Genomic DNA, 22,018 nt, shown 5'->3' with positions numbered 1-22,018 from the left:
GTCCGAGTGGCGTTCCGGGGGCATTCGGAGACGTACGGCGGGCCCCGCCGTCGTAGAGGGTCGAAGAAAGGCCGCGTGACGTGCGCACCGTCGGAGTGGAGGAGGAACTCCTCCTGGTGGACCCGGAGAGCGGGGACCCGCGGGCGCGGTCGGCCGCCGTGCTGGCGCGTGCCGCGCACGACAAGGCCGACGGTTTTGTCTTCGAGAAGGAACTCCACGAGCAGATGCTGGAGTTCAACACGCATCCGCAGACGGACATGGCGGAACTGGGCGCGGAGATCGTCCGCTGCCGCCGGGAGGCGGCCCGCACCGCCGGGGAGATCGGGTGCTCGGTGGCGGCACTGGCCACGTCACCGCTGCCGGTGAAGCCGGCGGTCGGCGCGCACTACCGCTACCAGTGGATGGCGGAGGAGTACGGGATCGCCACGCAGGAGCAGCTCGTCCTCGGCTGCCATGTCCATGTTGCCGTCGCATCCGACGAGGAGGGCGTCGCGGTCGTCGACCGGGTGCGGCCGTGGCTCGCGGTGCTGTCGGCGCTGAGCGCCAACTCGCCCTTCTGGCAGGGCAAGGACACCAGTTACAGCAGTTACCGCAGCCGGGTGTGGCAGCGCTGGCCGTCGGCCGGACCGACCGAGCTGTTCGGCTCGGCCGAGCGCTATCGCCGACGGGTCGCGGACATGATGGCCACCGGGGCCCTCCTCGACGAGGCCATGGTCTACTTCGACGCCCGGCTGTCCCGGAACTACCCCACGGTCGAGGTCCGGGTCGCCGACGTCTGTCTGCACGCGGACACCGCCGTCCTCATCGCCTCCCTCGTCCGCGGGCTCGTCGAGACGGCCGCGCGCGACTGGCAGGCGGGCCGGGAGCCGGCCGGGCACAGTGTGAGCGTGCTGCGTCTCGCTGCCTGGCGGGCGGCCCGCTCGGGGCTCACTGGGGAGCTGCTGCACCCGGCGGTGATGCGGCCGGCGCCCGCCGAGACGGTCGTACGTGCTCTGCTGGAACACGTCGGCGGCGCGCTCAAGGACAGTGGGGACCTGGACCGGGCGCGGGACTCCTGCGCCGAACTGCTGCGGCGCGGGAACGGGGCGCGGGTGCAGCGGGAGCTGCTGGAGCGGACGGGGAGCCTGCGGGACGTCGTCCTGCAGTGCGCGCGGCACACCCGGGGGTGACGCCGCGCGCCGGGGGTGACGCCAGGTGCTGAGGTGGCGTCACGGGTTCGTGTGCCGCTAGACCATCAACATCAGGCCGTACGCCAGGAAGAAGGCCGCGACCAGCACGGCGAGGACGATGATCAGTGTCAGCGGTGCCTTCGCCCAGCCCTTGGGCGGGTTGTGCGTCTCCCGGGGCAGGGCTCCCGGCATGCTGCTCTCCGCGGGCGGGGTCTCTCCGGGGGGTACTGCGCCGCCCGGTTCCAGCCCTGTCGAGCGGTCGGGTTCGGGATCGGGGTTGGTGTGACTCATGCCGTCCGAGTCCCCCGAACGCGCCGAGATCATCAAGACGGAGGCCAGTTCTCCGTTCCCGGCACGAAACGGTCTGACCTGGGCTAGATTCGACCACCGTCGATAACAGTCCTCGTCGGCGAGGTCACAGCCCGTACACGTCAGGAGCAGCGCATGCGCGACTTCGCCCTCGCTCCCCCCGCCGTCTCGCCCCTGACCGGCGGGCTCGCCGACAGCCTCTTCGAGACGGCGGCGGACAACCCGACCCTGCCGTTGGTCGCGCGCCGCCCCGACCCCTCCTCGACCGAATGGGAGGAGGTCACGGCGATCGAGCTGCGCGACGAGGTGGTCGACGTGGCCAAGGGGCTGGTCGCCTCCGGCATCTCGCCGGGCCACCGCGTGGCGATCATGGCCCGTACCCGCTACGAGTGGACCGTCCTCAGCCACGCGCTGTGGGCGGTGGGCGCGGAGGTCGTGCCGATCTATCCGACGTCCTCACGCGACCAGGTCGAATGGATCCTCCGGGACGCCGCCTGTGTCGCGGTGGTCGTCGAGGACGAGCAGGGTGTGATGACCGTCGGCCCCGTGTGCGCGCGGCTGCCCGCGCTGCGCCATGTCTGGCAGCTGGACGCGGGCGCGCTGCGCGAGCTGGCGGTACGCGGCGACGTCCTCCCGGCGCTCACGGTCGACTCGCTGCGCCGCATCGTGCTGCCCGACTCCACCGCCGTCATCGCCTACACCTCGGGCACGTCCGGCCGCCCCCTGGGCTGCGCGCTGAGCCACCGGGGCCTGGCGAGCCCGTGCGACACCCTGCTGGCGGGCTGGGGCCACACGGCCGCACCGCCCGGCGAGCAGGCCCGGGTCCTCGTCTTCCTGCCCTTCTCCCATGTGTACGGCCTGATGATCCAGGGCCTGTGCATCCGCGGCGGGCTGCTGATGGCCCACGAGCCGGACCCCGGCCAGGAGGCGCTGGCATCGGCGCTGCGCTCCTTCCGCCCAACGTACTTCTACGCCGTGCCGTCGGTCTTCGAGAAGATCTACAAGAACTTCCTGCGGGCGGCCCAGCAGGCGGGCCGCGGCGCCCTGTTCGAGCGGGCCGCCGAGACGGCACGGGCCTTCGCCGCGGCCACCGAGCGGCAGCGGCTCGGCCGGGGGTCCGGGCCCGGGTTCGAGCTGCGGCTGCAACACGCGCTGTACGAGCGGACGGTGTACCGCCGGCTGCGGGCCGCACTGGGCGGTCGGGTCTGCCGGGGCACCTCGGGCGGCTCATCGCTCCACCGCGAGCTGTCCCTCTTCTACGAGGGCATCGGCATCTATGTGCACGACGGCTACGGCCTCACGGAGACCAGCGGTGGCCTGACCATGCAGCCGCTGGGCCGGGAGAAGTCCGGGACGGTCGGGCAGGCCTTGCCGGGCATGGAGATCCGTCTCGCGGAGGACGGGGAGATCCTGGTGCGCGGGCCCGCCGTGTTCCAGGGCTACATCAACGACGAGGGAGCGACGCGGGCCGCGCTGTGGGGTGGCTGGCTCGCCACCGGGGACCTCGGGCGGCTGGACTCCGAGGGCTATCTGACGATCACCGGCCGCAAGAAGGACGTCATCGTCACCAGCAGCGGCAAGAGCGTCGCCCCGGCCGCGCTGGAGCAGCGGCTGCGGATGCATCCGCTGGTCCACCAGGCGGTGGTCGTGGGCGACGACCGGCCCTGCGTGGGGGCGCTGATCACCCTGGACCCGGACTTCCTCACCCACTGGCGGGCGGCGCTGGCGCTGCAGGGTGACGCGCCGCTGCGGGAGGCACGCGAGGAGAACGCGCTGCGCGAGGAGGTCGCGCGGGCGGTCGCCGCGGCCAACAGCGCGGTCTCGCGGCCGGAGTCGATCAGGGTCTTCCGGGTGCTGCCGGAGCCGTTCGACGTGTCGAACGGGTTGCTGACGCCGTCCATGAAGCTGCGGCGGGACGCGATCGTGCGGTACTACGCCGCGGAGATCGACGCCATGTACCAGGCACGCTCGCGCCCGCCCCGGCTCGCCGCATCGGAGGAGCCGGCCGGCTGGGACGACTCGGACAACGTGTTCCGGTGAGGAACGTGCTTCGCGGGGCTCCTTCCGGGGCGTGAATTCTCTTTGCGCTCGCGGTGTCGTCCCCTGCTCCGGGAGGCCGTCCGGGGTTCGCGCAGGCAAGGGCTCGGGCCCGGCGAATCGGGTGCTCCCGGGTGGTGGGACGCGTAGGCCCCACGGGTACGGGAACCCGCAGAGTGCGACCCGAGAGACACAAGCGCAGCCATGCGAACGAGGGGCTGGAAAGGCGACATGGCAACCGAGCCGCGTTGGGACGAGACACTGGCTGGCCAAGGAATCCCGAGCCGGACGGCCGGCTTCGCGGGTGAACCGCACGACGTGACCGGTGCCCGCCTGGCCGCGGAGGGTTTCCTGCGTGACCTGGCCCGCACCGCACCGCCCGCGACACCGGAGTCCTGGCACGACATCCTGCTGGTCGTGACGGAGCTGGCCGCGAACGCGGTCCAGTACGCGCCCGGGCCCTTCCACCTGCGGATTCGGCGGACCTACGACGGGGTGCACATCACCGTGCACGACACCAGCAGCACGCCCCCGGCACCTCGCCCCTTCCATCCGAACACCGGCGGTGGCGGCATCGGGTGGCATCTGATCCAGACGTTGTGCGACCAGGTCAGCGTGGTGAACGACGATCACGGCAAGGACATCCATGTGTTCCTGCCCTGGTGAACCGGGTCACTCGGGCGCCCGGTCCTCCTCGCCCCGCAGGGGGACCAGCACGCGGATCGTCTTGCCGCCCTCGGGTCGCCGCTCGACGCCGATGTCGCGGGCCAGGCGGATGATCAGGGGCCAGCCGTAGCCGCTGCCGTGGTGGCCGCGCGGCAGGTCGCCGGGCCCGAAGGCGGCGGCGGGGACGGCCGTGCTGTGGTCCTGTACGGCCAGGCGCACGCCCTGCGGGGTGGGCATCGCCTCGAAGCCGGCCAGTCCGCCGCCGTGCCGGATGGCGTTGCTGACCAGCTCCGAGACGACCAGTTGCAGATCGATGACGTCCTGCTCGCGCGCGGTACGGGAGGCCGAGTTCCACTCGTCGAGGACCACCGAGCGGGCACACGCCCGCGCCTCGGCCGCGCTGTGCACCGGGGCCGCGACGTCTGTTCGGTCCATACGGTGTCGTCTTTCCTCGGCTCCGCGCCCGCTGCTCGGGGCTGTCGGTCAGGTGGTGGTCGGCTCCCGGGGCGGCAGATTGGTGTAGTAGTCACCGACTGTCGTCAGGTAGTGCGGGTCGAGGGTCTCGCTGTCGGTGCGGAAGCGCGGGGCGTCCTTGACCTCCGACTTGGTGCAGGCGAGCGAGACCGTACGTTGCTCGGTGTCGATCCCGGTGACCAGGCCCACGGGGACCAGGACACTCCTGCCGAACACCCAGACGCCCGTGTCCACGACCAGATGGCTCATGCCGTGCGGGGCGGCCAGCCGGTCCACGTGACCGAGCGTGCCGTCCGTGCCGTCGACGGTGAACCCCGTGAGGTCCTGGCCCTCGACATGGCCGGTGCCCGATGCGTACGACCAGATTCTGTCGATGGTCACGCTGATGGCTCCTCCTTCGCGCCTGTGTTCCACAGCACCAACTACCCCCGTCCCCCGGTGGCATTCGGCGGGCCGCGGGCCGCATGGAAAGGCCGAGCCGGGGGTACACGCGACCCGGATTGATCGACGTAACGGATCAACGACGTCGGCCGGCTCGGTGGGCGTGCATCGAATGCGCCGAGCGGGGTAACCAGCCCGGTCCGTCAGCCTTGTTGGAGGTACTCGTGACTCTTGCCCAGAACCCGCTGTCCGTCGAGGTCAGCCTGCCGCGCGAGGACGTCGCCCTGGTCCGGGTCGAAGGGTATCTGGACGTCGACACCGCTACGGAGTTCCAGCATCACCTGGCCAACCAGCTGCATCACGGCCGGCGTCATTTCGTGCTCGACGTCTCCGAGGTGCCGTTCATGGACTCGTCCGGCATGAACATCATCCTGCGCATCTACCAGGAGACCCGCCGTAGCGGCGGCAGCGTCCACGTCCTGTCCCCCACGCCTCCCGTCCAGCGCGTCCTGGACCTCACCGGGGTCAGCATCACGGTTCCGGTGTCGGGGAGCTTCGACGAGGCGCTGGCCCTGATCGACGAGCAGGCGACGCCGGCCCCGGAGGCCTGAAGCCCGCCTTCCCTTCCGACCGGCGCGGATCCCGGGCGGGGCGTGCATGCTGGTGGTCCACCCGTTTCGTCTGCCTGCCGCGTCCGACTGGCGCAGCGGCTCCGGGCACGGTGGGATCGATGAGGTGCGAAGCCACGATCCCGGGGCACGCGCAAGGCGTCGAGGCAGACCGCCCGGAACCGCGGAAGGGATGGACATCGTGACACGACCCAGGATCCTGGTGGTGGGCGCGGGCTTCGCGGGAGTGGGGTGCGTACGGCGCCTGGAGCGCCGTCTCTCCGCCGACGAGGCCTCGGTCACTCTGGTGACGCCGTACTCCTACCAGCTCTACCTTCCGCTGCTCCCCCAGGTCGCCTCCGGCGTCCTCACGCCCCAGTCGATCGCGCTGTCCCTGCGCCGCAGCCGCCGGTACCGCACGCGGATCATCCCGGGCGGAGCGATCGGCGTGGATCTCAAGGCCAAGGTCTGTGTGATCCGCACGATCACCGACGAGATCGTCAACGAGCGGTACGACTACATCGTGCTGGCGCCGGGGAGCATCACGCGGACCTTCGACATCCCTGGGCTGGTCGACAACGCCTTCGGGTTGAAGACCCTGGCCGAGGCCGCCTACATCCGCGACCACGTCATCTCGCAGCTGGACCTCGCCGACGCCAGCCAGGACCCGGCCGAGCGGGCCTCGCGGCTGCAGTTCGTGGTGGTGGGCGGGGGATACGCGGGCACCGAGACGGCGGCCTGTCTGCAGCGCCTGACGCACAACGCGGTCAAGCGCTACCCCCGGCTGGACCCGCGCCTCATCAGGTGGCATCTGATCGACATCGCGCCCAAGCTGATGCCCGAACTGGGCGAGAAGCTGGGGCGCAGCGCCCAGGAGGTGCTGCGCCGGCGCGGCATCGAGGTCTCGCTCGGCGTGTCCATCGAGAAGGCGGGCCCGCACGAGGTGACCTTCACGGACGGCCGGGTGGTGCCCACGCGCACCCTGATCTGGACGGCCGGCGTCGCCGCCAGCCCGCTCATCGCCACGCTGGGCGCGGAGACGGTGCGGGGGCGGCTCGCGGTCAACGCCGAGATGAACCTGCCGGGCTACGACGGGGTGTTCGCGCTGGGTGACGCCGCGGCGGTGCCCGACCAGGCCAAGGACGAGGAGGGGGCGATCTGCCCGCCGACGGCGCAGCATGCGATGCGGCAGGCCAAGAGGGTCGCCGACAACGTCATCGCGACACTGCGGAACCAGCCGATGCAGCCGTACGTCCACAAGGACCTCGGCCTGGTCGTCGACCTCGGTGGCAAGGACGCGGTCTCCAAGCCACTCGGCATCGAACTGCACGGCCTGCCCGCCCAGGTCGTCGCCCGCGGCTACCACTGGGGGGCGCTGCGCACCAACGTCGCCAAGACCCGCGTCATGACCAACTGGCTGCTCAACGCGGCCGCCGGCGACGATTTCGTCCGCACCGGCTTCCAGGCCCGCCGCCCGGCGAAGCTCAAGGACTTCGAGTACACCGACCATTACCTGACGCCGGAGCAGGTCCGAGCCCATGTGGAGGGGAAGGGACCGGCGACGGGGTGACCGGGGCGGGCCTACCGCCCGACGTGTGGCGCGGGTCCGCCGGTCGAGCGGTGATGCCCGCTGTGTGAGGGTGTCCGACCGGGCCTCGCTTCGGTGCGAGGCCCGGTCGGTGTGGTCGGGGCGTCAGGCCGCTGTGGAGCCGTGCGTGCCGGGGCGGGCCGGGCGGTGGCCGAGGGCCTCGTCGCGGACGCGGGCGCAGCTGCGGCTGATGAGGCGGGAGACGTGCATCTGGGAGATGCCGAGCCGGTCGGCGATACGGCTCTGCGTCATGTCCTCGAAGAAACGCATGTAGAGGATGGCCCGCTCACGTTCCGGCAGGTTGCGCAGGCTCTGCTTGGCGGACTCGCGGTCGACCACGACGTCGTACGAGCCGTCCGGCGCGCCGAGGGTGTCCGCGAGGCTGTATCCGTCGTCGCCGCCGGAGAGCTCGGCGTCCAGGGACAGCGTGCTGAAGCTCTCCAGGGCCTCCACGCCCGTGCTCACCTCGTCCTCGGTCAGCCCCGTGTGCGCGGCGAGCTCGGTGACGGTGGGCTCCGGCGCGCCCGGGTTCTGGGTCAGTTCCCGGCGGGCCAGCCGCACCTTGTTGCGCAGTTCCTGGACCCGCCGCGGCACGCGCAACGCCCACATCCGGTCCCGGAAGTGCCGCTTGACCTCCCCGGTGATGGTGGGCACCGCGTAGCTCTCGAAGGCGCCACGGGAGGGGTCGTACCGGTCGATCGCCTTCACCAGCCCGAGTGCCGCCACCTGCTTGAGGTCCTCCAGGGACTCGCCCCGGTCGCGGAACCGACCGGCGATGCGGTGGGCCATGGGCAGCCAGGCGGTGACGAGTTCGTCCCGCACGGCGTCGCGCTCGGCCCCGTCCGGAAGGGTGTGCAGACGGGCGAAGAGGTCGGCGGTCTCGGGAGCGTCGTCGTGGCGCCGTCGGGCGTGCGCGGGCGCGGCGGAGGTGTCGGGCGTGCCGGAACGGCTTGTCGACATGTCGATGAGCATGCGGAATCGCTCCTGAACTGTCTTTTCAGGGACTTCAGGGACTGTCCGCGGGAAGGGTGCCCGCCCCGATCACCCGGAGGCCCCGGAGCGCATACCGCTCCCCGCTGGCGCGCCTCCGGTCCGAAGCACGGAACTGCGTCTGCCCTGGCCCCGGAGGTACAAACTCCGGGCATCCGAAAGTCACTCAGAAAACGGGCACGGCCGCGGTGATGCGCTTGCCGCCCGTGGGCAGATCGGCCACCCGGACGTCACACGCCAGCCGGCAGACGATCGGCCAGCCGCGTCCCCCGGTCCGCCGTCGCCCCTGCTCGTCGACCGGCGACATGACCACGGGCAGCCGGTCGCTTCGGTCGCTCACGGAGACCCGCACCTCGTGCCCGACGACGTCGACGTCGACGCCGGTGACTCCGCCGCCGTGCAGGATGGCGTTGGTGGTCAGTTCCGAGGCGACGAGGAGCGCGTCCGAGAGTCCCTCCTCGTCGCACGGGGTGCCGGTGGCCCGGCACCGGCACGCCACCGCGTGCCGCACCGCCCGGCGGACATCGGCCGGACGGCACACTCCACTTCGGCCGGGGCGGACCTGGTCGGCCGGTTCGCCTCCGGGCTCGGTCCACTGTTGCGCGCTCACTTCTCAGCTCCCTGTCCGTATCGACTGGCAGAGCAACCACGGAGTGGAAAGAAACGGGTCTGTCCGGCGCTGCCCGTATTAGTCGGCTCACCCCCTTGGGGCACACCAAACCCGCGCCCGGCCATCGATGCCGAACACGGGGGTAGGTGGAGAACATGACCGATGTCGTGGACTCAGACGAGCTGTTGCGGCGCATCCAGCGCGGCCGGGCGTGCGCGGAACAGGAGGAACGCGCGTGGCGGGCCCGCAGTGAGGCCCTGGAGCCGACCGACCCGGCCGGGGCCCGCGAGGCCGCGGTACGGCGGCTGGCCTACGAGGCGGTGCTCAGGGTGCTGGACGAGATCCTGACGCCCGGCCGGCACGCCGAGGTGGGCTGACCGGCTCCCCCGGGCGGCCGGACTGGCGGCCGGGGTGCCGGGAACCCGGCGCCCATGGTCGTCGATCACACCGGAGCACCCGTGCTGGAAGCCCTCCCCAGCAACTCCCGGCTGGACACCGTCCGGGTGGCGGTGCGGCGATGACCTCACAGTGGTGCGGACGGCGAAGTGAAACCGGTCACGTGACCGGCTTACGGGTGGGTAACACACGCCGAGATGGTTTATCGTTCATGCATACGTGGTGACGGGGTCGATGGCCTCCTCCTCCGTACACCACCCCCAACGGCCCTGGCTGGCTTCCCCCGTCCAGCCAGGGCTTTTCCATGCGCCGAGGTGCTCCGTGCGGCCCCAGCCGCTGAAATGGGCATAGGAACAGGACCGGGTCCGACCGCCGGCGAGGAGCTTTGCGCCATGACCAAAGCGACGAAACTGCTGACCGCCCTGCCCCCGCCGCAGCGAGAGCGCCTGATGACGCTGGCGCGGGAGGTGTCGTTCCCCGAGGACAGCCGGATCTTCGAGGCGGGCGGCGCTGCCGACCGCTTCTGGGTGATCCGCTCGGGTGCGGTCTCCCTCGACCAGCAGGTGACGTCCGTCCAGCGGGTGACCGTGGCCAGCCTCGGCGCGGGCGATCTGCTGGGCTGGTCGTGGCTGTTCCCGCCGCACCAGTGGGACTTCGGCGCGGAGGCGTTCAGCCCCGTGCGCGCCTACGAGTTCGAGGCCGAGCCGGTGCTCGCGCTGTGCGAGCAGGATCCGCAGCTCGGCATGTCGCTGGTCCGGATCGTCGCGGAGATCCTCGCGTACCGGCTCGAGATGACCCGCGGCCAGCTGATGGAGCAGTACACGATGCACCGGCGCGGCGGCACCCGCTGAGCGCTCCGCCGGCAGTCCGGTACACCAACTCGGGCGCGTCGTGGCTGGTCCCTCCCCCGGCTCTCGAATCCGCTCGGGCGGAGGACCCCCATTGCCGCGGAGCCGCACATTCCAGGCCGGATCGGCCGTCGGACGCGATAGCGGCGCGGGGTCCGGTACCGCCGCGGCCGTCACACGCGATAGCGCCGCAGGTCCGGTACCGCCGCGGCCGTCACACGCGATAGCGCCGCAGGTCCGGTACCGCCGCTGCCAGGGTCAGCATCGTGGCGATGACCAGTACGCCGCCGCCCACGACCGCCGTGCGCGGGCCGAAGGCCGAGCCGGCCGTGCCGTGCAGGACGTCGGCGAGCCGGGGGCCGCCCGCGACGACGACCGTGAAGACGCCCTGCATCCGGCCGCGCATCTCGTCGGTCGCGGCGGACAGCAGGATCGCGCCCCGGAACACCATCGAGACCATGTCGGCGACACCGGCGGCGGCCAGGAACGCCACCGCGACCCAGAGGCTGGTGCTCAGCCCGAAGCCGGTGATCGCGACGCCCCAGGCGGCGACCGCGCCGATCACCATCCAGCCGTGCCGCCGGGCCCTGGAGAAGGTGCCGGAGAACAGCCCGCCCGCCACCGCGCCGATCGGGATCGCCGCGAACAGCAGACCGAGCGCGAGACCCTCGCCGTACGGGGCGTATGTCTCGGCCGCAAGCTGCGGGAACAGGGCCCGGGGCATGCCGAGGACCATCGCCACGATGTCGGCGAGGAAGGACAGCAGCAGCACCTTGTGCAGCGCGATGTAGCGGAAGCCCGCCACGATCTCCCGCACCCCGGCGCGCCGCGCCACCGTAGCCGCGCTCGGCGGCAGCGCGGGCAGCCGCAGCACCGCCCAGACGGCGACGCACAGGGCCAGGGCGTCGATGAGATACAGCTCGGGCAGGCCGATGACCGGGATGAGGGCACCGGCGAGCAGCGGACCCGCGACCAGGCCGGTCTGCATCACCGTCGAGCCGAGGGCGCTCGCGGCGGACAGTTCGTGGGCAGGGACCAGCCGGGCGATGGAGGCGCTGCGGGCCGGGGCGTTCAGGCCGAAGAAGGCCTGCTGGGCGGCGAGCAGGACCATCAGGACGACGACCGAGTCGAGGCCGGTGGCGGCCTGGAGCCAGAACAGCACCGAGGTGACGGCGATGCCGCTGTTGGTGATCAGCAGCAGCTTGCGCCGGTCCATGCTGTCGGCGACCGCGCCGCCCCACAGCGCGAACACGACCAGCGGCAGCAGACCGGCGAGGCTCGCGTAGCCGACCCAGGCCGAGGAGCCCGTGATGTCGTAGATCTGCTTGGGCACCGCGACGGCGGTCAGCTGGCTGCCGACGGCGGTGACGACGGTCGAGGCCCACAGCCGACGGTAGGCCGGGCGGCGCAGGGGGCGGGTGTCCATCGCCCAGCGCCGCCAGCCGCGCCGGGGCGGCTCGGCGGGGGCGGGATCGTCCGTGGGGTGCTCGGTGCTGCTCTCGCTGGTGTCCACGCGCTTCCCGGTTGCTCGTTACATCTTTTCGGAACCGTGGATCACTATCGCAGCTCCGTTCGAGTGCCTCCGCTCAGCTCCCGGCGATGAGCGTGACACCGAGGACGATCATGGTTGCCGCGACCAGTCCGTCCAGCACCCGCCAGGCGGCCGGTTTGGCCAGCCAGCGGCTGAGCAGCCGGGCGCCGAAGCCGAGCGCTGCGAACCAGCACAGGCTGGCCGTCACGGCACCGATCCCGAACGTCCAGCGCAGCGCGCCCTGGTCGGCGGCGAGCGAGCCCAGCAGGAAGACGGTGTCGAGGTAGACGTGCGGGTTGAGCCAGGTCATCGCCAGACAGGTGAGCACCGCCCGCCGGCGCGACCCGGCGGTCTCCCCCTCGGCGCGCAGCGCCCCCTGGGGTTTCACGACCCGCCGGGCGGCCAGGGCGCCGTAGCAGAGCAGGAAGGCGCCGCCGATCCAGCCCACCACGGTCAGCGCGCCCGGCCAGGCCACCACCACCGCGCCGACCCCGCCGACACCGAGGGCGATCAGGGCGGCGTCGGAGAGCGCGCAGATGCCGACCACGGCGAGGACGGCCTCGCGGCGGATGCCCTGACGCAGGACGAAGGCGTTCTGGGCGCCGATGGCGACGATGAGGGAGAGGCCGGTGCCGAATCCTGCGGCCGCGGCGGAGAGAGCGTGGGACATGCCATTGACGCTACGGAAACGATCAGTGGGCGTACAGCTAAAGATTCTTACGTACCCTTAGCACAACTAATGCGGCGCGGAACGGGGTGCAGTGGTGACGGAGCTTCCTCTCGACCAGGTGCGTACCCTGCTGGCGGTCGTCGACGAGGGCACCTTCGAGGCGGCCGCCGTGGCGCTGCACGTGACGCCCTCGGCGGTCAGTCAGCGGGTCAAGGCCCTGGAGCAGCGCACCGGGCGGATTCTGCTGATGCGGACGAAGCCGGTGCGGCCGACGGAGTCGGGCGAGGTCGTGGTGCGGCTGGCGCGTCAGCTGGCCCGGCTGGAGCTGGACGCGCGCGCCGACCTCGGCATGAGTGGTGCCGGGGAGGCGACCCGGGTGTCCGTCGCGGTGAACTCCGACTCGCTGGCGACCTGGTTCCTTCCGGCGCTCACCCGGGTCCCCGAGGAGCTGCGGCTCTGCTTCGAACTGCGCCGCGAGGACCAGGACCACACGGCTGCGCTGTTGCGCGAGGGCCGGGTGATGGCCGCGGTGACGTCGTCGTCGATGCCCGTGCCGGGCTGCTCGGTGCGTTCGCTCGGCGTCATGCGGTACCTTGCCGCGGCCCGCCCCGACTTCGCCGAGCGGCATCTGGACGGACCGCTGCGCGAGAGGCTCCCGGACGCGCCGGTCGTGGTCTTCGACCGCCGCGACGACCTCCAGGACGCGTTCGTACGCCGGCTGCGGCGCGGCAGTGGCGGTGCGAGCACCGTACGGCACTTCGTGCCCACCTCGGACGGCTTCGTCGAGGCCGTCGCGGCAGGCCTCGGCTGGGGCGTGGTCCCGGAGGTCCAGGCCGAGCCGCTGCTGGCCTCGGGCCGCCTGGTGCACCTGGCGCCCGACCGCGCGGTGGACGTGCCGCTGTATTGGCAGCAGTGGAAGCTGGACTCGCCCGCGCTGGCGGCGGTGGCGCAGGCAGTGACGACGGCGGCCGCGCGGGCACTCCGCCCGGGGTGACCCAGAGGCATCACCAGCCCCTCCCCCGAAACACACCGGCCCAGGCGACCCGCAGCATCACCGCCCCTCCCTCGAAGCACACCCTCCGGTGGGGCCCGCAGCGTCACCGCCACCGCCCCCGAAGCACAACCGCCAGGGACGACCCCGCACCACCACCCCGGCTCGAAGCACAGCCACCGGGCGCGGCCCTCGCAGCATCACCGCCCCCTCCCCCGAAACACAACCGCCGGTGGGGGCCCCGCACCATCACACCCCCGCCCCGAAGCACACCCGCCAGGCGCGACCCCCGCAGCATCACCACCCCCACCCCCAACCACACCCGCCAGGCGCGACCCCGCAGCATCACCACCCCCGCCCCCGAAGCACACCCGCCGGTGGAGCCCCACACCATCACCACCCCCACCCCAACCACACCCGCTGGCGCGACCCCGCAGCATCGCCACCCCACCCCCAACCACACCCGCCGGTGGAGCCCCACACCATCACCACCCCCACCCCCAACCACACCCGCTGGCGCGCCCCCGCACCATCACCACCCCACCCCCAACCACACCCGCCAGGCGCGACCCCGCAGCATCACCACCCCCACCCCGAGGCACTCCGGCCGGGGCACCCCCGGCGTCAGCGCCCCGTCCGCCGTAGTGGGCCCCAGGTGTTTTCCTGGCGTTGCACCTGCGCCCGGGCCTCCTCGATCACCCGGTCCTCCACCCAGCGCAGCGGTCGGACGTCCGCCACCAGCGGCTCGTTGTCCGGCCCGCGGCCCCGCTCCCGCCCCTTGAGCACCCAGGGGCGGACGCCGGGGCCCTTCTCGTGCGGCAGGTGGGCGTAGTCGTACAGCCTGCGTGCCACCCACAGCTCCACCGGCCGCCCCTGCCACCACTCCTCGACGTCCAGCGGGTTGGCCGACAGGCCTGTCATCGGAACGCCGGTGAGGTCGTCGGTGCTGGAGACCGACGGAAGGTCGGTCTCGGGGCCGCGTGACCAGCGGACGTACAGGCCCTGGTGCCGTTCGACCAGCCCGGCGAGCTCGGCGAGGGTGCGTACGACCGGCAGGTCGTCCGGTGCGCTCATGGCGGGGCCTCCCTCCTCGGCGTCCGGCGACCGCAGTACCCCAGTGCGGCAAACGGAATCGGCGCCGGCGTTCAGCGGGCCAGCGAGGCGGCGTCTCCCATGACCACCACGGGGTGCCGGTCGGGGTCCAGCGACCGCAGCAGCTCCCTCATGTGGGCCCGGCCGAGGCTGACGCAGGCCTGGGTGGGCCCGCCGTGGTCGACGTGGAACCAGATGCCGCCGCCGCGTTCGGAGCCGAGCGGCCGGGTCCAGTCGAGGGGCGAGGTGCCGGGTCGGCGGTTGTAGTCGATGGCGACCACGTAGTCGAAGGAGCCGGTTAGCGGCTCGCCCTCGAAACCGGAACCCGTCGCCGTGAACGCGGTCGAGTGGTCGTACGGCATCCGGGTCCCGGGATCGGGAAGCAGCCCGCCGGCGTCGGTGAGGGTGTACACGCCGATGGGTGAGCGCAGGTCACCGAGCCGGTGGTGCTCGGTCCAGCCGTGGAGCGCGTTGTGCGCGGGCCAGCTTCTGCGCATCTGCCAGCCGGCCGGCGTGCGCTCGTACAGGACGGCCTTGGAGTCCGGGGAGTTCCTGTCGTGGCCGGTCACCACGACGGCCTGACGTGCGTCGGCGGGCACCTGGGCCCGGGTGACGGGGCCGAGCCCGGGCAGTTGCCGAGGGCCGGTGCCGAGGGAGTGCTCGGGGCCGGGCCCGGGCGCCTTGGCCTCGGAGGCGACCGGCCCGTTCGCGGGTGCCTTGTCCGTGCCCTGGGCGCCGCACGCGGTGAGGAACAGGGCGGCGGGCAGCAGGAACCAGCAGGTGCGTCTGATCATGTGTCGACCTTGGCCGACACAGGTGAGGAACCCGTCGGGTTCCACGGCTCCGTCCACCCGCCCGGCGTACGCTCCCGTCACACCTCTCCCCATTCGAAAGGCTTCCCGATGAGTGTTCGTGTCCGCCGAGTCTACGAACCCCCGGAATCCGAGGACGGCGTGCGAGTCCTGGTCGACCGGCTGTGGCCGCGCGGCCTGGCCAAGGACGAGGCCCGTGTGGACGAGTGGCCCAAGGAGATCACGCCGTCCACCGAGCTGCGCCGCTGGTACCACGCGGGCGAGGGGTCGCAGGAGGAGTTCGCGCGCCGGTACGAGGCGGAGCTGGCCGAACCCGAGGCGGCCGAACTCCTGGAATACGTAAGGGAGTTGGCGGACAAGGGCACGGTGACGCTGGTGACGGCCTCGAAGAACCTGGAATCCGGCCACGCGACGGTGCTGGCCCGCCTCCTTCAGTCCTGAGGAAGCGGGCCCGCCCTCGGCTGCGCTCAGCCGCTCAGTGCCTCAGCCGCTCTGCCGTGCGGCCGCCCGCCCCGCCGCACGCCCGGAGAAGAGGCAGCCGCCGAGGAAGGTGCCCTCCAGGGCGTTGTAGCCGTGCACGCCGCCCCCGCCGAAGCCGGCCACCTCGCCCGCCGCGTACAGCCCGTCGACGGGCTGCCCGTCGACGCCGAGGGCTCGCGAGTCGAGGTCGGTCTGGATGCCGCCGAGCGTCTTGCGGGTCAGGACGTGCAGCTTGACGCCGATCAGGGGCCCGGCCGCCGGGTCGAGGATGCGGTGCGGGGTGGCGACGCGGCCGAGGCGGTCGCCGATGTAGCGGCGGGCGTTGCGAATGCCCTGCACCTGGGCGTCCTTGCTGTAGGGGTTGACGATCTGCAGGTCGCGGCCCTCGATCTGGCGTCGGATCACCTCGGCGTCGAGGAGCGGCTTGTCGGTCAGGCCGTTCATCTTCTCGACGAGTTGTTCGAGGGTGGGGGCGGTCACGAAGTCGGCGCCGTTGCGCAGGAAGGCCGCCACCGGGCCGGGCGCGCCCTTGCCGAGGACGCGTTCACGCAGGAACGCCTTGCGGTCCTTGGCGGTGATGTCGGGGTTCTGCTCGGAGCCCGACAGCGCGAACTCCTTCTCGATGATCCGCTGGGTGAGGATGAACCAGGAGTGGTCGTGGCCGGCGATGTCCTCGGTGGCGCGCAGGTGCTTGAGCGTGTTGAGGGTGTCGTAGCCGGGCAGGCAGGGGTCGGGCAGCCGGCGGCCGAGGGCGTCGAACCACATCGAGGACGGGCCGGGCAGGATGCGGATGCCGTGGCCGGGCCAGATCGGGTCCCAGTTGCGCAGGCCCTCGGTGTAGTGCCACATGCGGTCGCGGTTGACCAGCCGTACCCCCGCCTCGGCGCTGATGTCGAGCATGCGGCCGTCGACGTACGCCGGGACGCCCGTGACCATCTCGGCGGGCGGGGTGCCGAGCCGTTCGGGCCAGTAGCGGCGGACGATCTCGTGGTTGGCGCCGATGCCGCCGGTGGTGACGATCACCGCCTGGGCGGTGAGTTCGAAGTCTCCGATCGGGTCGCGGTTGGAGGCGACGCCGCGCGGGGAGTTGTCGTCGGCCAGCACTGTGCCGCCCACGCCGCGGGCGGTGCCGTCCTCGATGACGAGCCGGTCGACCCGATGGCGGTGGTGGAAGGTCAGCAGCCCGTCGCGGGCGGCCTGTCTGGCGTACCGCACGAACGGCTCCACGACTCCCGTGCCCGTGCCCCAGGCGATGTGGAAGCGGGGCACGGAGTTTCCGTGCCCGTGGGCGCGCAGGTCGCCGCGCTCGGCCCAGCCGACCGTGGGCAGGAACTTGATGCCGTGCCCCTCCAGCCAGGACCGCTTCTCCCCGGCCGCGAACTCGACGTAGGCGCGCGCCCAGCGCACCGCCCAGGAGTCCTCGTCGTCCAGCCGGTCGAACCCGGCGCTGCCCTGCCAGTCGTTCCAGGCGAGGTCGAGGGAGTCCTTCACGCCGAGGCGCCGCTGCTCCGGCGAGTCGACGAGGAACAGCCCGCCGAAGGACCAGAAGGCCTGCCCGCCGAGGTTGGCGGCGTTCTCCTGGTCGACCAGTGCGACGCGGCGGCCCCGGCTGGTGAGTTCGTGCGCGGCGACCAGTCCGGCCAGGCCCGCTCCGACGACGATGACGTCGGCATCCATGGCGATCGTCCCTTCCTCACTCATTCGGGGGTGCGGCTGCCGTCGGTCAGCAGCGCGGTGAGCAGTTGCTTGAGCCACACGCGCGCGTGCTCGACGTCCTTGTCCAGCAGCAGTTGGGTGGTGACTCCGTCGTACGCGGCGACCACCGCGTGGGCGGCGGCGTCGATGTCGCCCAGTACGGCGGGCAGTTCGGTGCGGCTCGGGACTGCCCGGGCGAGCCGTTCGGCGATCGCGCCGCGCAGCCGGGCCCGGTGTTCCAGCAGGGTCTGCGCCACCGCCGGGTCGCGGGCGGCGTGCACCAGGAAGTCGGTCTTGACCAACAGCCAGTCCAGGTCGAGGAGCAGCACCTCGGTGACCCGGTCGACGGCGGCGGGCACGTCGAGGTCCGGTCCGTCCTGGGCGAGCGCCCCGGAGACCTGCTCGGCGATCAGCTCGGCCCGCTGCCGGTAGAGGGCGAAGAACAGCTCGTCCAGGCTGGCGAAGTTGGAGTAGAAGGCGCCCCGGCTGTACCCGGCGGCCTCGCAGACCTCCTCGATCGACACCCGCCCGAAGCCCTTGGCCGCGAACACCTCGAACGCGGCGTCCAGGAGGTTGGCGCGGGTGCGGACCCGGCGCCTGGTCACCCGCCCGGCTGTTCGCTCCATGTCCGGCCCTCCGTTCGATACGCGAATGTATCCGATACAGCAATGTATCCAAAGGGCCGTGACACATCGGATGCCGGCGACTCGACCATCACATGGAACACATATTCGAATGAGCGTTACGCTGAGGGCATGACCACGCACCTCCAGGGCTCGCTCTTCGACCAGACCGACGAGGTCCGGCTCGGCCCGCTGGACGGGCTGCGCCGCACCGCGCTCGGCTCCGGCGCCTGGATCGACGTACTGCCGGGGTGGCTGAGCGGGTCCGACGCGCTGTTCGAACAGCTGGCGGCCGAGGTGCCGTGGCGGGCCGAGCGCCGCAAGATGTACGACCACGTCGTCGACGTGCCTCGGCTGCTGGCGTACTACCACGCGGACGACCCGCTGCCGCACCCGGTGCTGGCCGAGGCGCGGGACGCGCTGTCCGCGCACTACGCCAAGGAGTTGGGCGAGCCGTTCGCCACGGCGGGGCTGTGCTACTACCGCGACGGACGGGACAGCGTCGCCTGGCACGGCGACCGGATCGGGCGCGGCGCCCGCGAGGACACGATGGTCGCGATCCTCTCCGTCGGCGCACCCCGTTACCTGCTGCTGCGTCCGATGCACGGCGGCGGCGAGACCGTCCGCCGCCCGCTCGGGCACGGCGACCTGATCGTGATGGGCGGCTCCTGCCAGCGGACGTGGGAGCACTGCGTACCGAAGTCCACGCGGGCGGCGGGGCCACGGATCAGCATCCAGTTCCGCCCGCACGGCGTGAACTGAGCCCGCGGAACCATGTCGTCCCCGCGCGGCCTCCCCCCACACTGGGGCGGGGGTCTCGATGGCCACGACGGAATCGGAACGGCCGCGGCGCGGTGAGCTGGACATCCTGCGGGCGCTCGTCGTGCTCGGCCTGGTGTTCTTCCACGCCGCGCTGGTCTTCTCCCCCGACGACGACTTCTACGTCAAGAACGCGCGGACCACCGACGTCGTGACCGTCGTCGCCGGGTTCGGCGTGGTGTGGGCGATGCCCATGCTGTTCCTGGTCGCGGGGCTCGGCGCCCGGCACTCCATCCGCCGGCGCGGCCCCGGCGGCTTCGCCCGCGAACGTCTGGTCCGCCTCGGCGTGCCGCTGGTCTTCGCGACCCTGGCGCTCGTCCCGGTCCCGCAGTGGCTGCGGCTGCGCGCCGCCGACCCCGGTTACGACGAGTCGTACTGGCACTTCTGGCCGCGCTTCTTCGACGTCCGTCCCGATCCCGCCGACTTCCCCTTCGTCCTGGAGGGCGAGCACTTCGAGACCGGCCACCTGTGGTTCGTGGTCCTGCTGCTCGTCTTCTGCCTGCTCCTCGCCCCGGTCGCCGCGCCGTTCGCGGCGAGCGCCGATCGGGCGGGGGCGGCGGTGGCGCGCCGGCCGCTGATGCTGCTGTTGCCCGCCCTGCCGCTCGCCGCGATCAACGCCCTGCTCGGCATGGAGGAGAGCTTCGCGGGCTGGCACCGATGGGCCTATCTGCTGTTCTTCCTCTACGGCTTCGCCCTCGCCGACGACGAGCGGGCCCGCGCGGCGACGCGCCGTCTCGCCGTGCCGGTCGGCGTGCTCGGGTTGGCGCTGTTCGCGGGGACCGCGCCGGGGTTCGTCACGATCGACGACCCGTTCACCGCGTGGACCCCGTTCGCGCTGTTCACGCGGGCGCTGTTCGGGGCGGCGGGGTGGTGCTGGGTGGTGGCGATCCTGGGGCTGCTGGACCGGCCCCGCAAGCGTGCGGCGCGGTCCGGCCGCGGGTCCGGGGCGTGGGCGTACTTCGCCTTCGCCGCGCTGCCGCTGTACGTGCTGCACCAGCCGGTCGTGGTCGCCTTCGCGTACGGCGTGGTGGGGTGGGACGCGCCGATGGCGGTCAAGTACGTCGTGATCGTGGCCGCCTCGCTCGCGGTGATCCTGCTGGTGTACGAGTTCGGGGTGCGGCGGACGCGGGTGACACGGTTCCTGTTCGGAATGCGGACGGCCCTTCCGGTGAAACCGGTTTCCTGATCTGCTGTGCTGACCCACGTCGGGCGCGGACCTCACCATGCGGGACGATCATGCGGGCAGATGTGCAGCAAGTCGCCGACGGCGCCTATCTGGTGCACGGCAGCAACACCAACTGGGTGATCCTCAAGGACGGGGACGCCGTCACACTGGTCGACACCGGCTATCTCGGGGACCGGCGGCAGCTCCTCGACTCCCTCGCGGCGGTGGGGAGTTCGCCGGAGGCGGTCGCGGCGGTGCTGATCACCCACGCCCACAACGATCACCTCGGCTCGGCGGAGTACCTGCGCGAGACGTACGGCACGCCGGTGTACCTGCACGAGGCGGAAGTGCCGCACGCGCGCCGGGAGTTCCTGCACCAGGTGTCCGTGGGCCGGGTACTGCGCAACGGCTGGCGTCCGGGTGTGCTGCCGTGGGCGGTGCACGCCATCCGGTCGGGCGGCACCGCGCACGTGCCGGTGACCTCGCCCGAGCCGTTCCCGGCGGCGGGGCCGCTGGATCTGCCGGGGCGTCCGGTGCCCGTGCACACCCCCGGCCACACCGCCGGGCACTCGGTGTTCCATCTGCCTCGGGCCGGGGTCGTGATCTCCGGTGACGCACTGGTCAGCGGGCACGCGACGTCGCGGATCAAGGGCCCGCAGCTGCTGCCCGAGATGTTCCACCACGAGCGCGCCCGGGCCCTGGCCTCGCTGCGGCTGATCGAGGAGCTGGCGGCAGACGTCCTGCTGCCCGGGCACGGGCCGGTCCACCGGGGTTCCGTGCCCGACGCCGCCCGCCAGGCGCGGGAACGGGCCCTCTAGGCTCACCGCCATGGCTTTGCAGATCAGCGCCACCAACCCGGAACACCCCACGCTCCTGCTGGAGCTGCCCTGGGACGTGCCGCTGGAGAAGTGGCCCGAGGAGCACCTCGTGCCGCTGCCCCGCGGTATCTCCCGGCACGTGGTGCGCTACGCCCGCGCGGGCGGCGAGGTCGTCGCCGTCAAGGAGCTCGCGCAGCGGCCCGCCCTGCGCGAGTACGAGCTGCTGCGCGACCTGGACCGGCTCGGCATCCCCGCGGTGGACGCCCTCGCCGTGGTCACCGGCCGCACGGACGCGGACGGCGGCCCGCTGGAGTCGGTGCTGATCACCCGGCATCTGGGCGGCTCGATGCCGTACCGGTCGATGTTCGAGACGACCATGCGCCCGACGACCATGCACCGGCTGATGGACGCGCTGGCGGTGCTGCTGGTGCGGCTGCACCTGGCCGGGTTCGCGTGGGGCGACTGCTCGCTGTCCAACACCCTGTTCCGCCGGGACGCCGGCGCCTACGCCGCCTACCTCGTCGACGCCGAGACCGGTGAGCTGCACTCCCGCCTCAGCGACGGCCAGCGCGACTACGACCTCGACCTCGCCCGCGTCAACATCAGCGGGGAGCTGCTCGACCTGGAGGCGTCCGGCGCGCTGCACCCGTCGGTCGACCCGATCGAGTTCGGCACGGAGATCTGCGCCCGCTACCACGACCTGTGGCAGGAGCTGACCCGCACCTCGGTCTACCCGGCGGGCAAGTACCACTACATAGAGCGCCGGATACGCCGCCTGAACGACCTCGGTTTCGACGTGGCCGAGATGCAGATCCAGCACTCCTCGAACGGCGACACCGTCACCTTTGTGCCGAAGGTCGTCGACGCGGGCCACCACCAGCGGCAGTTGCTGCGGCTGACCGGGCTGGACACCGAGGAGAACCAGGCCCGGCGGCTGCTGAACGACCTGGAGAGCTGGATGGCCACCCAGGACGACTACGCGCCGGGCGACCCCCTCGCCGCCCGCCCGGAGGTGCTCGCGCACCGCTGGGTGCGGGAGGTGTTCCGGCCGACCGTGCGCGCCGTGCCACCGGAGCTGCGCGGCGCGATGGACCCGGCCGAGATCTACCACCAGCTCCTCGAACACCGCTGGTACCTGTCCGAGCGGGCGCAGCACGACATCGGTCTCGACACGGCTGTCACGGACTACGTCGAGAACATCCTGCCCCGGGCGCGGGAGACTCTGCAGGCACCGGTGTCCGACTGA

General features: G+C 72.1%; 24 protein-coding genes. 13 read left to right on the top strand and 11 right to left on the bottom strand.

The window, feature by feature from the left end; translation table 11 throughout:
• The first annotated feature begins 80 nt into the window (after nt 1-80).
• A complete protein-coding gene (locus I2W78_RS38400) occupies nt 81-1,169 on the top strand; it encodes a glutamate--cysteine ligase 2 (RefSeq protein WP_196465384.1) in 1,089 nt (362 codons plus the stop codon).
• A 57-nt stretch (nt 1,170-1,226) separates the two neighbouring features.
• Here I2W78_RS38400 and I2W78_RS38395 read toward each other — a convergent pair whose 3' ends face one another.
• Nucleotides 1,227-1,460 (bottom strand): DUF6480 family protein, encoded by a 234-nt coding sequence (locus I2W78_RS38395; RefSeq protein WP_196465383.1) that lies wholly within the window; start codon nt 1,458-1,460, stop codon nt 1,227-1,229.
• Nucleotides 1,461-1,613: 153 nt separating this feature from the next.
• On the opposite strand from I2W78_RS38395, the gene I2W78_RS38390 reads away from it, so the two are divergent.
• Together I2W78_RS38390 and I2W78_RS38385 are read left to right on the top strand one after the other, a co-directional pair.
• A complete protein-coding gene (locus tag I2W78_RS38390) occupies nt 1,614-3,518 on the top strand; it encodes an AMP-dependent synthetase/ligase (RefSeq protein WP_196465382.1) in 1,905 nt (634 codons plus the stop codon).
• Nucleotides 3,519-3,746: 228 nt separating this feature from the next.
• Nucleotides 3,747-4,181, top strand: a complete 435-nt coding sequence (locus tag I2W78_RS38385) for an ATP-binding protein (RefSeq protein WP_196465381.1) — start codon at nt 3,747-3,749, stop codon at nt 4,179-4,181.
• A gap of 6 nt (nt 4,182-4,187) precedes the next feature.
• Here I2W78_RS38385 and I2W78_RS38380 read toward each other — a convergent pair whose 3' ends face one another.
• Both I2W78_RS38380 and I2W78_RS38375 read right to left on the bottom strand, forming a co-directional pair.
• Complete coding sequence (locus I2W78_RS38380) at nt 4,188-4,616, bottom strand: ATP-binding protein (protein WP_196465380.1); 429 nt, start codon at nt 4,614-4,616, stop codon at nt 4,188-4,190.
• Nucleotides 4,617-4,664: 48 nt separating this feature from the next.
• Nucleotides 4,665-5,036 (bottom strand): PRC-barrel domain containing protein, encoded by a 372-nt coding sequence (locus tag I2W78_RS38375; RefSeq protein ID WP_196465379.1) that lies wholly within the window; start codon nt 5,034-5,036, stop codon nt 4,665-4,667.
• 224 nt (nt 5,037-5,260) lie between these two features.
• Here I2W78_RS38375 and I2W78_RS38370 point away from each other — a divergent pair, with 224 nt between their 5' ends.
• Nucleotides 5,261-5,647: an STAS domain-containing protein gene (locus I2W78_RS38370; RefSeq protein WP_196465378.1), complete on the top strand. Its 387-nt coding sequence runs from the start codon at nt 5,261-5,263 to the stop codon at nt 5,645-5,647.
• Between the two features lie 190 nt (nt 5,648-5,837).
• Nucleotides 5,838-7,214, top strand: a complete 1,377-nt coding sequence (locus I2W78_RS38365; protein WP_196465377.1) for an NAD(P)/FAD-dependent oxidoreductase — start codon at nt 5,838-5,840, stop codon at nt 7,212-7,214.
• Nucleotides 7,215-7,337: 123 nt separating this feature from the next.
• Here I2W78_RS38365 and I2W78_RS38360 read toward each other — a convergent pair whose 3' ends face one another.
• Together I2W78_RS38360 and I2W78_RS38355 are read right to left on the bottom strand one after the other, a co-directional pair.
• A complete protein-coding gene (locus I2W78_RS38360) occupies nt 7,338-8,204 on the bottom strand; it encodes a SigB/SigF/SigG family RNA polymerase sigma factor (protein ID WP_196465376.1) in 867 nt (288 codons plus the stop codon).
• 184 nt (nt 8,205-8,388) lie between these two features.
• Nucleotides 8,389-8,832: an ATP-binding protein gene (locus I2W78_RS38355; protein ID WP_196465375.1), complete on the bottom strand. Its 444-nt coding sequence runs from the start codon at nt 8,830-8,832 to the stop codon at nt 8,389-8,391.
• A gap of 155 nt (nt 8,833-8,987) precedes the next feature.
• Between I2W78_RS38355 and I2W78_RS38350 the strand changes: the two genes are divergently transcribed.
• Together I2W78_RS38350 and I2W78_RS38345 are read left to right on the top strand one after the other, a co-directional pair.
• Complete coding sequence (locus I2W78_RS38350) at nt 8,988-9,209, top strand: hypothetical protein (RefSeq protein WP_141310841.1); 222 nt, start codon at nt 8,988-8,990, stop codon at nt 9,207-9,209.
• Between the two features lie 411 nt (nt 9,210-9,620).
• Nucleotides 9,621-10,079: a cyclic nucleotide-binding domain-containing protein gene (locus tag I2W78_RS38345; RefSeq protein ID WP_196465374.1), complete on the top strand. Its 459-nt coding sequence runs from the start codon at nt 9,621-9,623 to the stop codon at nt 10,077-10,079.
• Nucleotides 10,080-10,290: 211 nt separating this feature from the next.
• Here I2W78_RS38345 and I2W78_RS38340 read toward each other — a convergent pair whose 3' ends face one another.
• The gene (locus I2W78_RS38340; RefSeq protein ID WP_196465373.1) at nt 10,291-11,589 is read right to left on the bottom strand and encodes an MFS transporter; all 1,299 of its coding nucleotides are present in this window, start codon (nt 11,587-11,589) and stop codon (nt 10,291-10,293) included.
• 73 nt (nt 11,590-11,662) lie between these two features.
• Entirely contained in the window at nt 11,663-12,277 is a 615-nt protein-coding gene (locus tag I2W78_RS38335; protein WP_196465372.1) for a LysE/ArgO family amino acid transporter, read from the bottom strand.
• A gap of 91 nt (nt 12,278-12,368) precedes the next feature.
• On the opposite strand from I2W78_RS38335, the gene I2W78_RS38330 reads away from it, so the two are divergent.
• Nucleotides 12,369-13,271 (top strand): LysR family transcriptional regulator ArgP, encoded by a 903-nt coding sequence (locus I2W78_RS38330; RefSeq protein WP_196465371.1) that lies wholly within the window; start codon nt 12,369-12,371, stop codon nt 13,269-13,271.
• A 621-nt stretch (nt 13,272-13,892) separates the two neighbouring features.
• On the opposite strand, the gene I2W78_RS38325 is transcribed toward I2W78_RS38330, so the two are convergent.
• The gene (locus I2W78_RS38325) at nt 13,893-14,342 is read right to left on the bottom strand and encodes a DUF6098 family protein (protein WP_196465370.1); all 450 of its coding nucleotides are present in this window, start codon (nt 14,340-14,342) and stop codon (nt 13,893-13,895) included.
• 71 nt (nt 14,343-14,413) lie between these two features.
• Nucleotides 14,414-15,154 (bottom strand): hypothetical protein, encoded by a 741-nt coding sequence (locus tag I2W78_RS38320; protein ID WP_196465369.1) that lies wholly within the window; start codon nt 15,152-15,154, stop codon nt 14,414-14,416.
• A gap of 108 nt (nt 15,155-15,262) precedes the next feature.
• Between I2W78_RS38320 and I2W78_RS38315 the strand changes: the two genes are divergently transcribed.
• Entirely contained in the window at nt 15,263-15,613 is a 351-nt protein-coding gene (locus I2W78_RS38315; protein WP_196465368.1) for a DUF488 domain-containing protein, read from the top strand.
• 42 nt (nt 15,614-15,655) lie between these two features.
• On the opposite strand, the gene I2W78_RS38310 is transcribed toward I2W78_RS38315, so the two are convergent.
• The gene (locus I2W78_RS38310; protein ID WP_196465367.1) at nt 15,656-17,329 is read right to left on the bottom strand and encodes an FAD-binding dehydrogenase; all 1,674 of its coding nucleotides are present in this window, start codon (nt 17,327-17,329) and stop codon (nt 15,656-15,658) included.
• Between the two features lie 20 nt (nt 17,330-17,349).
• Nucleotides 17,350-17,973, bottom strand: a complete 624-nt coding sequence (locus I2W78_RS38305) for a TetR/AcrR family transcriptional regulator (RefSeq protein ID WP_196465366.1) — start codon at nt 17,971-17,973, stop codon at nt 17,350-17,352.
• 129 nt (nt 17,974-18,102) lie between these two features.
• Between I2W78_RS38305 and I2W78_RS38300 the strand changes: the two genes are divergently transcribed.
• From I2W78_RS38300 to I2W78_RS38285, 4 genes are read left to right on the top strand one after another with little or no spacing between them, the layout of a single operon-like run.
• Nucleotides 18,103-18,732 (top strand): alpha-ketoglutarate-dependent dioxygenase AlkB, encoded by a 630-nt coding sequence (locus tag I2W78_RS38300; protein ID WP_196465365.1) that lies wholly within the window; start codon nt 18,103-18,105, stop codon nt 18,730-18,732.
• A gap of 58 nt (nt 18,733-18,790) precedes the next feature.
• Nucleotides 18,791-19,975 carry an acyltransferase family protein gene (locus I2W78_RS38295; RefSeq protein WP_196465364.1) on the top strand — a complete coding sequence of 395 codons (1,185 nt, stop codon included), beginning with the start codon at nt 18,791-18,793 and terminating at the stop codon, nt 19,973-19,975.
• 50 nt (nt 19,976-20,025) lie between these two features.
• Entirely contained in the window at nt 20,026-20,772 is a 747-nt protein-coding gene (locus I2W78_RS38290; protein ID WP_196465363.1) for an MBL fold metallo-hydrolase, read from the top strand.
• Nucleotides 20,773-20,782: 10 nt separating this feature from the next.
• Complete coding sequence (locus tag I2W78_RS38285; RefSeq protein WP_196465362.1) at nt 20,783-22,018, top strand: DUF4032 domain-containing protein; 1,236 nt, start codon at nt 20,783-20,785, stop codon at nt 22,016-22,018.

The sequence above is a fragment of the Streptomyces spinoverrucosus genome, from assembly GCF_015712165.1.
GTDB classification, from domain to species: domain Bacteria; phylum Actinomycetota; class Actinomycetes; order Streptomycetales; family Streptomycetaceae; genus Streptomyces; species Streptomyces spinoverrucosus_A.
The sequence above is the reverse complement of the archived record's forward strand: the minus strand, read 5'-3'. Positions and strand labels throughout refer to the sequence as shown.